This window comes from Enterobacter sp. NFIX58, from assembly GCF_900110475.1.
In the GTDB taxonomy this organism is placed as follows: Bacteria; Pseudomonadota; Gammaproteobacteria; order Enterobacterales; family Enterobacteriaceae; genus Enterobacter; species Enterobacter quasiroggenkampii.
Window position 1 is genome coordinate 1,915,711 of record NZ_FODW01000001.1, and the last position, 11,142, is coordinate 1,926,852.

An 11,142-nucleotide genomic window follows, 5' to 3' on the forward strand; every position below is an offset into this window, starting at 1 on the left:
TTTGTGAACATTCCCTGTAAGTCTGGTTCGTGACAGGAAAAAAACCACCCGGCAGATGTGATTTCCACCGGGATTTTTATCATTTCAGACCCAGCGCCGCCTTCATGGTGTAGAACAGATCCGTTTGATCCGTCAGGCCTACCACGTTAGCCGCGTGCGGGCCGTAGGCGGCAATGCGCAGCTGGGTGCCCGTGTGCTCCATGGACTCTTCTTCAGAGTTACCGTAGCTCATCACCATGACGGCACCATCTTTGGTGTTCAGCGCCTGCGTCAAGCCAGGGGCTTTGGTATCTGGCGGAATGATCTGGCTGGCGTGCGCGTGGTCCGCGGTGACGATCACCAGGGTGTTACCGTCTTTTTTCGCGAACGCGAGCGCCTTCTGCACCGCTTCGTCCAGATCGACGGTTTCGCCAATCTGACCGCACGGATTCGCCGCATGATCCTGCTTATCGATTGACGCGCCTTCTACCTGCAGGAAGAACCCTTTTTCGCTCTTGCTCAGCAGAGAGATCGCTTTATCGGTCATCGCCGCCAGCGTTGGTACGCTGTCCGTGCGTTTCGGGTTTGGCGTACAGGTCACCGCAGGCTTATCGATATTGCCGTGATACGAGGCTTTTGGACCTTCCCAGCGCACGGGCATGTTGCCGTCGGAGAACAGCCCCAGCAGCGGCTTGTCCTGGTTCGCCTCGCTTATCGCCGCCAGAGCATTTGCGTCACTCACCAACTGATAGCCACGAGCCTGCGCCTGCTCGCGCAGCGTTTTGCCCTGCCATTCGCCCGCCGTCGCGGTTTCCGCGAAGGTTTTCGCGCCGCCGCCCAGCGTCACGTCAGGACGTGCGTTCAGCAGTTGTTCCGTAATCGAGCCTTTGCCGCCTTTTTCCAGGGCATTTGTAGGGCATTTTTCGCTGGTCACTGACGGGCCGTAGCACTTACGCGAGGTCACGTGTGCCACCAGCGCCGCAGGCGTCGCATCCTGAAGTTCAGCGGTGGAGACGTTGCCGGTCGCCAGGCCCGCCGCTTTTGCCATCTCCAGAAGGGTTTGATGATCGTGTTCGTGAATATCCACGCCCAGCGCACCATTATAGGTTTTCACGCCGGTGGACCACGCCGTGGCAGAGGCCGCGGAATCCGTTACGTAATCCGGTTTACCGGTTTTTTTATCCAGCGCGTAGTGGGTATATTGTCCGGTCAGCGGTAAGGCATCGATACCTTTAAAAAAGCCACCCGCTCCCTCGGCATAATTTCGCGCCGCCGTGATTTCGGAATCGCCCATTCCATCGCCAATCAGCAGAATAATATTTTTTGCCGGTTTCTCATTCAGCGAAGCGCGAATAGCGGCCGTTTGATCTTCTGATAAACGGCGCGCGCCGCCAGGCTGGGTGATATCCCCTTTTGCCGCACGATTATCCAGCACGCTGGTTTGCGTCGTATCTGCATAAATGGCAGGGGTAATTAACAGGGGAAGTAATGCAATGAAAAGTGCGCTCTGTTTCAATTTATTTTCTCCATGTACAAATACATAAAAATAAAAACAGAGCGACTATAGGCATCCTGCATGACAATTCTATGACACGTCGTTACGTCCTGTGACGGTTTAGCTGCGCGGATGCCTTAACAGCTTCTTTACGTACTGGTGAAGCATCTCCGCATCCTCAACCGGTACTTGCGATTCAGGCCTGACGCTCTCCAGCGCGCCTTCCACGCTCTCAATCAACGCCTGCTGATCGGTTTTCGCCATTTGTCGCAGCAACGCGGTGACCACAATCTCAAGCGCTTCGACCTGAGCCACCAGCTCTTTTGACTCTTCTTCCTTTTGTGCCAGCTTGACCAGCAATTCAGCAATGAGGTTTTTCATCGTGCCAGTTCCTTTTCAGTTTTGTCTGACGTTATCACTCTGAATCCCTATTGCAAAGAGAAGAAATTAATTATGGTATGCAAAAGTGACACAGGAACGAAAATAAAGAGGTAGCGCCGTGAGCGAAACGTTTTTCTAAAAAAAGACGCCGCATTTTGTTATATAAAAATGCGGCTACCATAAGAATATATAATACATCTACTAAAGTGTTATCTCACCGATTTGGCCTCCGCCATTTGTCGGCGGCGTCGCAGCGCAATAGCCAGCTGGATAATATTGATTAAAACAACAATCGCTGTCGCCGCAAATACCCAACGAAAACCGGCCATTGCGGAAACGGATGCGCCAATAAGCGGACCGGCAACATTCCCCAGATACATAAATGACTGGTTATATCCAAAAATTCGCCCCGTCACCTGGTCGCTGGAATATTTGACCAGCAGGGTCTGTACCGCAGGCAACATGGCGCCGTCAGCAAAGCCGAGCAGAAATCGCAATATGCCAAGCTGAAGCGGAGAAGTGACAAACGACATCGCGAAGAAGAGCACCACCGCAAAGATCAGCGTCGCCATCAGGATGCGCGCCGTGCCGATCCTGTCCCCCAGTTTACCCAGACGCGGCGCGGAAATCAGGGCGGATACGCCCGGCACGGCGGCAATCATGCCGCTCAGAAAAGCGATATTCGTGCTCTCCGGCTCCATCGACTTGATAAACAGCGCCAGAATCGGACCGACCGAACCGTTGCAGAGCTGGATGACCATGGTGGTCACAAACAGGCTAATCATCAGCCCCGGATAAGGCAGCGAGGCAAAAACGGCCTTGCCGCTGAGGCGTTCAGCTTTACTGATAACCGGGCGGCCCCCTTCTTTGATCAGAAAGAGCGTGACCAGAAAACTGACCACCAGCAGGATCGCGGTGATAATAAATACCGCGCGCAGCCCGACGTGGTCCGCCAGAAAGCCCCCCAACAGCGGCCCGCCGATGACGCCGCTGATCTGTGCCGTGGAGAGCGTACTCAGCGCCCAGCCGCTACGCTCGCGCGGCACCTGAGAGGCGACCAGCGCCATGGCGTTTGGAATATACCCGGACGTCAACCCCATCACCGCCCGCAGGAAAAACAGCTGCCAGACGTTGGTGGCGAAGGCCTGCAGCAGAATAGCAATCGCCATCCCGAGCGAGGCGCGCAGCAGCATCAGTTTACGGCCTTTTCGATCTGCCAGGCTGCCCCACATCGGTGACACAATGGCGGAGACCAGAAACGTGACGCTGAACGTCAGACCGGACCACATGGAAAGCGCTTCATGCGAGGTCACCCCCAGCTGCGACACGTACAGCGGCAGGAACGGTAAAATCTGGCTGATGGCCAGCCCGGTAAAGAAGCAACCGAACCAGACCGAGATAAGATTAACTTTCCAGGATTCCATAACGAAATAGTCTTCATTTTTAGGCGAATTCGCCGACAGATTAGCAAGTTACGCGTGTCAACGTCGCACCAGAGATGCGGCCCGACAGACTTTGGTGTTTTATCTTCCCAGTCATCATATTTGTGAAATAAGTCACAATTCATCCATTTTCTGGCGGAATATTATGCTTCACCGGCAGAGGCCAAAACCGCGCATTCCCAGATGAAAATGGTTAGCATGCGCCGCGTTATACTCCGGTCCCAGGCCGTTCCCGTAGTAGCCACAGCTCGCCGCCAGCATGGCCTTCAGCCAAGGCTGCGTTGTTGTCGCCTTCCAGCCATTCAGCACCGTGACGCGTTCACCGTTCGCCAGACGAAAAGCGGCAATATCCAGCGCCTCCGCCGTGGCATGTTCACTGCGGCGCGCGTCAGGGCGGTTATAAATATTGCGGCAGGCAAAGCTGCCAAGGTGGTCGATACGCGCGAGCTCGCTGCCCGTATAGCGTTTTGTCAGCGGCCGGGCCTGCTGGCTGATAAAGAGGGCTGAGCTGAGCGCCAGCGGGCAGCTGGCAAGAAAGCTGCTGTTCAGGCCGACAGGGCCGAAGTCACGCACGCGCACGACGTTGTTAAGGGGACACGCGCCGCCGCTGTCCGCTACCGGCTGGGTGCGGATGAGATCGCGTTGGTTAGCCTGTAACAGCAGGCTCGCGCACGCCTCGGGAGTTAAACGCCGAAGCTTATACTGAGTGATTCGGCCTGGCGGATCGTCAAGCGTCAGCGGCGTGAAAGGGTTGTAGTAAGTCGGCAACCAGCGGTAACCCAGCGTTGCGATGGTCAAAATGATAAATCCGGTCAGCAGCGTTTTTCCTCTCACTCTCCCCCCTCAACATTCCCCAAAACATTATGGCAGAAGGCCGCGAAACCCGCCGGGCATCGTGGTATGTTATTGGCTTTTCGTCAGACTGGAAGAGAGTGAGATGGCTAAGCAGCGCGTAGGTATTGTCTTTGGGGGAAAATCAGCGGAGCACGAAGTGTCATTGCAATCGGCTAAAAATATCGTTGATGCGATCGATAAAAGCCGTTTCGACGTGGTGCTGCTGGGCATTGATAAACAGGGCCAGTGGCACGTTAACGATGCCAGCCAGTATCTGCTCAATGCTCACGATCCGGCACACATCGCCCTGAATCCTTCAGAAGTGAGCGTCGCCACCGTACCCGGCGTCGTGAAGGGGCAGCTTATCGACGCCGGCAATGCGCAGGCTCTCGCCCAGATCGACGTCGTCTTCCCTATCGTTCACGGTACCCTGGGGGAAGATGGTTCCCTGCAGGGAATGCTGCGCATGGCCAACCTGCCGTTCGTCGGCTCGGATGTCCTCGGCTCTGCCGCCTGCATGGACAAAGACGTGACCAAACGCCTGCTGCGCGATGCCGGGCTGAATATTGCCCCGTTCGTTACGCTCACCCGCGCCAACCGCGACAAACACACCTTCGCGCAAATTAGCGGAGAGCTGGGTCTGCCGCTGTTTGTGAAGCCTGCAAACCAGGGCTCCTCCGTGGGCGTCAGCAAAGTGACCAGCGAAGCTGAGTTCACGCAAGCTGTCCGCCTGGCGTTTGAGTTCGACCATAAAGTGGTGGTTGAGCAGGGCATCAAAGGCCGTGAAATTGAGTGCGCCGTGCTGGGCAACGATTTTCCACAGGCGAGCACCTGCGGCGAAGTGGTCTTAAACAGCGACTTCTACTCGTACGACACCAAATACATTGATGATAAAGGCGCGCAGGTTGTCGTGCCTGCGGATCTCGATCCGGCGGTTAACGATAAGATCCGGGCGATCGCCATTCGCGCTTATCAGACGCTCGGCTGCTGCGGCATGGCGCGCGTGGATGTGTTCCTGACGGCGAAAAACGAGGTGGTGATCAATGAAATTAACACGCTGCCGGGGTTCACTAACATCAGCATGTATCCGAAGCTGTGGCAGGCGAGCGGCCTGAGCTACCCAGAATTGATCACCCGCCTGATCGAACTCGCGCTGGAGCGTCACGCCGCCGACAGCGCGCTTAAAAGTTCCGTAAACGGTTAATCGGCGCCCTTCGCCGACTCTGCCTCATCCGCTGTCGTCTCTTCAGGACGACGGCGGATAATCAACCCCGCCAGCCAGAAACTGATAACCCAGGTCACCAGCCCGACGGCATAGGTTTGCCAGCCTTTTGCTTCAAACCCCAGCAGACCCACGACACCGTTAAGAATAAAGATCAGCCCGATAGCGAAGGCGTAGTAGTGCCAGTCACGGCGTAGTTTGGACGTGAGCTTCATAACAACTCCGGCAGGAAAAAAAGACATCCTCTCACAGTTTTACGACCAGGTCTGTGGCAGATACGGAAATTCTGAAACGCGACGCAATTTCACTTAAGTTAATAAATTGTGACGTGCTGCAGAAATCAACAATCCAGGAGGATTCCGTCGCGTAAATTACCACGATTCTGATATTGACAAATGCGATGACCTGTCAAACTCACCCTGTACGAAGCGTATTAACAGAGCGATTTATCCGGAGGTCATCATGGCTGACTTTACATTGTCGAAACCGATTTTTGGCGGAAAACCAAAAACCTCCACGGCGGGTAATATCGCGTATGCCCTGTTTGTCCTGTTCTGCTTCTGGGCTGGCTCGCAGCTGCTCAATATGCTGGTCCATGCGCCTGGCGTTTACGAACACCTGATGCAGGTGCAGGATAACGGACGCCCGCGAGTTGAGATTGGTTTTGGCGTCAGCACCTTGTTCGGCCTGATTCCCTTCCTCGCGGGATGTATGATTCTGGGCGTTGTGGCATTAGTGCTGCGCTTTCGCCGCCGCCGTTAAAGCCCCATACAGCGAGCCCGGCGATCGTCCACGCGTTTTGCGAACCACGCGGTGGTCAGGTTACGCGTGATCTTCGGGCTTTCCAGCTGAATACCCGGCAGGATAGCCCTCGGTAACGTTTTCCCGCTTTTCTGCTCTGCAAGCGCAAACACCTTCTTGTACAGATCCGTTTTCTCAAAGGCCAGGCTATCGCCTTTCTCAAGCTGGCGGCGAATGTCGCTGTTGCTCAAGCCAAGCGTTGCCGATAATTTCCGTACGGCAAGCTCGGTGCTTCCCGCCTCGCTGCTGCCGTAAGCGATGAGATCGCCGTCAAGCGCCAGCTTAACGCCGCTTGCGCGGCTGACCGCACTCTGGAATGCCGCATTACGGCTGGCATACCAGCCGGCGTTAAAATCGGCAAAGCGATACAGCGGCTCATCGTAGTTCGCCGGGTAGTTCAACAGGTGATACGTGCCGAACCACAGTCCACCGCGCAGAGAGAAGACCTCTTGGCGTACCGTACCGTCGATTTTCCACGGATAGCCGTCGGTGTGTTTCTCCGCGAACGCGATGCTTACCTGCATTGGGCCACCGGTGTGGACCGGGTTCAGTGAACCAAACAGCTTCTGCCCCATTGGGACCATGCTGATGAAATCATCAAAGATGGCGCTAAGCTGTTTTTCGGTTTTCACCGTATCCAGCCGCTCGCTGTAGCTTTTGCCGTTCGGCGAGGTGATTTTAAGCGCGGTATGCACGAGGAACACCGGGATATGCATGGACTCCGCGCGGCGGTCGATCTCTTTCCAGGCGATTTTATTCAGCCCCGGCACAGCCGGATCTGACTGGTACATCGACTCCTGCTGTGCCACCGCCAGCACCGAACAGATGTTCTCCTCGGTCGGCGCGATCTTTTGGCTTTCAAAGGTTTTTGCCAGCGCGTCTGCCCACGCATTGCGATCTTTCACGCTGGCGGGCATTTTCTGCCGCACAACGCTCGCCACATCAACGGGCTTCTCGCCCTTTTTGAGCGGAGCGGCCCCCTTTTCGGCACAGCCTGCCAGCACAAAAGCGGCCAGAATGGTCAACGGTAATGCGCGCGGTACGGCAAAAGGCATAGCAACGTCCTGTATTAGCTAAATGTGTTGGTGACTTCCTGCAGGTCACGATCGTCCAGCTCGCGTTCAAAGCTGCGCAGACGTTTGTAGATGGACATCAGTTCCACCAGCGTGGTCCAGGAGCTGATCAGGTACTGGAATGAACTTCTGACCTGATCGAAAACGTTAGTAATTTGGGTCATCAGTCCCAGGGTAATTGTCCCTGCAACAATTGACGGGAACAACAGGACTATTCCAAAAACAGTATCGGCCTGAAGATATAAAATACGAGCGATGTTGAAATACATGTAGTGGAAGTAGAGCTTAAAGTAGTTAAAACGGACGTTCTGAAATAACTCTTTTACCGTTGGTGGCGCAGCTCGTGATGGGTCATCCTCACCGTAAACAAGTTCTTTACGGTAAGCCGCTTCCACGCGCTGATTTTTAAATTGTAACCCCGGCAATTTGATCCCCACCACAGCAAGAAGCCCCGTTCCCATAAGAGACCAAACCAGTGCCGCAATAACCAAACCATAGGGTAAATGACCAACAACTGGAAGTTCAGGCACATGCGGTGAAAGTGCAATCAGAATCGGTAAAAAAGCGATAAGTTTCATCACAGCATTAAGCAAGCTGACCCCCATGTCCTCCAGCGTTGAGGCAAAACGCATGGTGTCTTCCTGCACACGCTGTGCAGCACCTTCGATGTGCCGCAGTCGTTGCCAATTTGCCATGTAATATTCGTTCATAGCTGTACGCCAACGGAAAACGTAATGGCTAACGAAGAAATTGTTCAGCACTGCCACTGTTACTGCAATCATGGCAATGCCGGTAAAACTAACGAGACTGGCATAGAGTTCACCAATCGGAACCTTATTCGGGGCGCTTAGCGCTTTTTGGATCAAATCGTAGAAGGGTGCATACCATGCATTAATTGCAACGCTCACTTCCACCATGAACCAGGTAACGAAAATGATCAGTGCAGATCCCAAAATCGACCAAAACTGCCAACGATGCGGAGAATACTTGAACCAGAAGAGTGCAAACAGCCCCACACATACCGTGTAGTAGACATAAAATACGATAAAGCTGAGCGACCAGAAGCGCGCCGCGCTAATCGGCACCTCGCCTGTCGCCCCCGTGATGCGCGTCAGCCATGCGCCGCCGCCCGCCTGCCAGAAAATGACAGCGATCAGTGCCCAAATAAATGCCGACAGGAAAAAAGGCCCCGGCTTTGGGAAAAAAGACTTAAACATAATGCTTCCTTCTTGTTGTTATGGCTGTTGCTGTGTACAACACGTCACCACACGAAAACCTGCCCGAGCCAGCCTCCCGGCTCCGGCAAAAAGGTCAGACCCGAGCGTTAATTATTAGTTCGCTTTCCAGTTTTCAAGAATTGTTTCGGTGCGTTTCACTGCGAGAGGATTCGCCGGCGCAATGAAGTTACGCCAGACGTCGTTGTGATGGTTAATCAGAATCTGTGCTTCAGCAGCCGGGCGGTTGGATGTGGTATGGGCATCTTCCGCCACGGTGATGTGATAACCCCGGCTAACGCCGTTCTTGATCGTCGCATCGACGCAGTAATCGGTGGCGCAGCCGCAGATGACAAACTCGCGAATGCCCTGCTCCCGCAGCAGCGTCTCAAGCCCGGTGTTGTAGAAGGCATCACAGGCCGTTTTGGTCACGTAAAGCGCGTCAGCAGGCTGATGGAGTTCAGGCAGTAGCGCAAACCCTGCACTCCCCTCTTCCAGCCCCCCGGCCTCGGTGTGCTGTATAAAAATCACCGTGTCGGCTGCCTGCGTAAGCTGGTTGATCAGAGAAACACATTTTTCGCGCTGATGACGAGGGGTTTCAAACACCCCGTTCTGCATATCGACAACCAAAACCACACGCTTCTCAGACATACCGTTCTCCGTAAGATTGAGTGACACTGGTGCCTATCATAAGCCCGATATCACAAAATGGGAGATGGCTCGCAAGTAAATTGTTCATATTTACCCATGGTTACGTTTTTCTCGCTATCGTTATGCAATTCGGGGCATTGCACGGTACCGATTAGTAGTATAAATACCCATTACTTTCCTCATTCACTTCATGGATGCTTTTCGTTGAAACGTTGTCTGCTCTCTTTTGCCGCGCTGTGTGCGGTGAGCTTCTCTACCGCCCAGGCAGCCCAACCGCTGACGGCTCCCGTTTTAGCTTCAGATATTGCCGATCGCTACGCGAACCTTATCTATTACGGCAGCGGCGCGACCGGAATGGCGATGGTCGTCATCGACGGAAACCAGCGTGTATTCCGCAGCTTTGGCGAAACGCGCCCGGGAAATAACATTCACCCGCAGCTGGATTCCGTCATCCGCATCGCATCCTTAACCAAGCTCATGACCAGCGAAATGCTGGTGAAACTGCTCGACCAGGGCGTGGTGAAGCTCGACGATCCGCTCAGCAAATACGCGCCGCCAGGTGCCCGCGTCCCCACGTATCAGGGGACTCCGATCCGGCTTGTGAACCTTGCTACCCACACCAGCGCCCTGCCGCGTGAGCAGCCAGGCGGAGCGGCGCATCGTGACGTGTTTGTCTGGCCAACGCGCGACCAGCGCTGGAGCTATCTGAGTACCGCCACGCTGAAAGCAGCACCGGGCTCGCAGGCCTCTTATTCAAACCTGGCGTTCGACCTGCTGGCGGATGCCCTCTCAACGGCGGCTGGCAAACCCTACACGCAGCTGTTTGAAGAGCAGATCACCCGTCCGCTCGGCATGAAAGACACCACGTTTACCCCGTCCCCGGACCAGTGCCGTCGCCTGATGGTGGCGGAGAAAGGCGCCAGCCCCTGTAATAACACACTGGCGGCCGTGGGCAGCGGCGGCGTTTACTCCACCCCTGGCGACATGATGCGCTGGATGCAGCAGTTCCTTTCCTCGGATTTCTACTCGCGCAGCAGCCAGGCCGATCGTATGCAGACCCTGATTTATCAGCGTACTCAGCTGCATCGGGTCATCGGGATGGACGTACCGGGTAAAGCCGATGCGCTCGGTATGGGCTGGGTCTATATGGCACCGAAAAATGGCCGTCCGGGTATTATTCAGAAAACCGGCGGCGGCGGCGGGTTCATCACCTATATGGCGATGATCCCCCAGTCAAACGTGGGCGCGTTTGTGGTGGTGACCCGCTCTCCGCATACACGTTTCGTCAATATGAGTGACGGTATTAATAACCTGGTGGCAGAACTGAGCGCCAATAAAGCCCAGGTGCTTACCGCGTCCAACTGATATTAATATTCCGTGGGCAAGCGGTTGATGCTGACCAGCTTGCCCCGGCTCATATTGATATAGTTTCCCTGTCGCAGGGCGGCCAGAACTTCGGCAACAACAGAACGTGAAATGCGTGTGCTTTGCTGAATATGATTCATCACACCGATTTTTGAACGCAGCGTTTCATCCCACTCGGCCATATTTAACAGCATCGCGCGGATCTGGTGATAGGAGTTATTGCCCACCAACTGCATATCGCGTTTTTCAAGAATGTAATTTATCCAGGATAACCAGCAGAAGGCCTCTTTCCACAGCGAATACTGCTGGATCTGTTGACGGGTAGTTTCCGTGGATAAATAAAAACCGGTACAGGCCGTTTTAGCCATCACTCTGTATTCCTGAGAGTGATTAATGACCACCGTAGACAGACCGAAAATAAAAGGTGCCGTCGCAATCCCCACCAGCAGCTCATCGGAAGGGCGATAGACCTCAATAACGCCAGTTTGTAATACGATCGTTCGAGGCTCAATTGATTCGCCTGACGTAATTAATTGTTGAGGAGCACATGTAAAAGGGGTACTGGCTGCTATTAACCCCTGTTCGAGCCGGCGTAATTCAGAAAGTGGTTTCGCATTAACGTTCATGCAGACCTCAAGTCATCCGTATTTGTCGGTTCAATATTATTTTTATTGCTTCTGTAAAA

General features: G+C 54.4%; 12 protein-coding genes. 3 read left to right on the forward strand and 9 right to left on the reverse strand.

Annotated elements, in window-relative coordinates:
- Window positions 1–79: 79 nt before the first annotated feature.
- The 4 genes from phoA to BMW97_RS09420 all read right to left on the reverse strand — a co-directional run bounded on the left by phoA (window position 80) and on the right by BMW97_RS09420 (window position 4,131).
- On the reverse strand, window positions 80–1,495 hold the full coding sequence (phoA, locus tag BMW97_RS09405; protein WP_045909807.1) for an alkaline phosphatase: 1,416 nt from the start codon (window positions 1,493–1,495) through the stop codon (window positions 80–82).
- A 99-nt stretch (window positions 1,496–1,594) separates the two neighbouring features.
- The gene (gene iraP / locus BMW97_RS09410) at window positions 1,595–1,855 is read right to left on the reverse strand and encodes an anti-adapter protein IraP (protein WP_023293178.1); all 261 of its coding nucleotides are present in this window, start codon (window positions 1,853–1,855) and stop codon (window positions 1,595–1,597) included.
- A 209-nt stretch (window positions 1,856–2,064) separates the two neighbouring features.
- Window positions 2,065–3,279: a multidrug efflux MFS transporter gene (locus BMW97_RS09415; RefSeq protein WP_045909808.1), complete on the reverse strand. Its 1,215-nt coding sequence runs from the start codon at window positions 3,277–3,279 to the stop codon at window positions 2,065–2,067.
- A 168-nt stretch (window positions 3,280–3,447) separates the two neighbouring features.
- On the reverse strand, window positions 3,448–4,131 hold the full coding sequence (locus tag BMW97_RS09420) for an extensin-like domain-containing protein (RefSeq protein WP_045909809.1): 684 nt from the start codon (window positions 4,129–4,131) through the stop codon (window positions 3,448–3,450).
- A 103-nt stretch (window positions 4,132–4,234) separates the two neighbouring features.
- Here BMW97_RS09420 and ddlA point away from each other — a divergent pair, with 103 nt between their 5' ends.
- Window positions 4,235–5,335, forward strand: coding sequence for a D-alanine--D-alanine ligase (gene ddlA, locus BMW97_RS09425; RefSeq protein ID WP_045909810.1), 1,101 nt, complete (start codon window positions 4,235–4,237; stop codon window positions 5,333–5,335).
- Here the strand turns inward: ddlA and BMW97_RS09430 are convergent.
- Window positions 5,332–5,568, reverse strand: a complete 237-nt coding sequence (locus tag BMW97_RS09430; RefSeq protein ID WP_032656524.1) for a DUF2754 domain-containing protein — start codon at window positions 5,566–5,568, stop codon at window positions 5,332–5,334. The two genes, ddlA and BMW97_RS09430, sit on opposite strands and share 4 nt — an antisense overlap.
- Window positions 5,569–5,815: 247 nt before the next feature.
- Here BMW97_RS09430 and BMW97_RS09435 point away from each other — a divergent pair, with 247 nt between their 5' ends.
- Window positions 5,816–6,115 (forward strand): DUF2755 family protein, encoded by a 300-nt coding sequence (locus tag BMW97_RS09435; protein WP_008503287.1) that lies wholly within the window; start codon window positions 5,816–5,818, stop codon window positions 6,113–6,115.
- Here BMW97_RS09435 and BMW97_RS09440 read toward each other — a convergent pair.
- The 3 genes from BMW97_RS09440 to BMW97_RS09450 all read right to left on the reverse strand — a co-directional run bounded on the left by BMW97_RS09440 (window position 6,112) and on the right by BMW97_RS09450 (window position 9,092).
- On the reverse strand, window positions 6,112–7,209 hold the full coding sequence (locus BMW97_RS09440) for a DUF1615 domain-containing protein (RefSeq protein WP_045909811.1): 1,098 nt from the start codon (window positions 7,207–7,209) through the stop codon (window positions 6,112–6,114). The two genes, BMW97_RS09435 and BMW97_RS09440, sit on opposite strands and share 4 nt — an antisense overlap.
- Before the next feature lie 14 nt (window positions 7,210–7,223).
- A complete protein-coding gene (gene sbmA / locus BMW97_RS09445) occupies window positions 7,224–8,444 on the reverse strand; it encodes a peptide antibiotic transporter SbmA (RefSeq protein ID WP_045909812.1) in 1,221 nt (406 codons plus the stop codon).
- A 114-nt stretch (window positions 8,445–8,558) separates the two neighbouring features.
- Window positions 8,559–9,092, reverse strand: coding sequence for an isochorismatase family protein (locus tag BMW97_RS09450; protein WP_045909813.1), 534 nt, complete (start codon window positions 9,090–9,092; stop codon window positions 8,559–8,561).
- A gap of 204 nt (window positions 9,093–9,296) precedes the next feature.
- Here BMW97_RS09450 and ampH point away from each other — a divergent pair, with 204 nt between their 5' ends.
- The gene (ampH, locus tag BMW97_RS09455) at window positions 9,297–10,457 is read left to right on the forward strand and encodes a D-alanyl-D-alanine-carboxypeptidase/endopeptidase AmpH (protein ID WP_032638396.1); all 1,161 of its coding nucleotides are present in this window, start codon (window positions 9,297–9,299) and stop codon (window positions 10,455–10,457) included.
- Between the two features lie 2 nt (window positions 10,458–10,459).
- On the opposite strand, the gene BMW97_RS09460 is transcribed toward ampH, so the two are convergent.
- Window positions 10,460–11,083 carry a helix-turn-helix domain-containing protein gene (locus BMW97_RS09460; protein WP_045909814.1) on the reverse strand — a complete coding sequence of 208 codons (624 nt, stop codon included), beginning with the start codon at window positions 11,081–11,083 and terminating at the stop codon, window positions 10,460–10,462.
- Window positions 11,084–11,142: the final 59 nt, after the last annotated feature.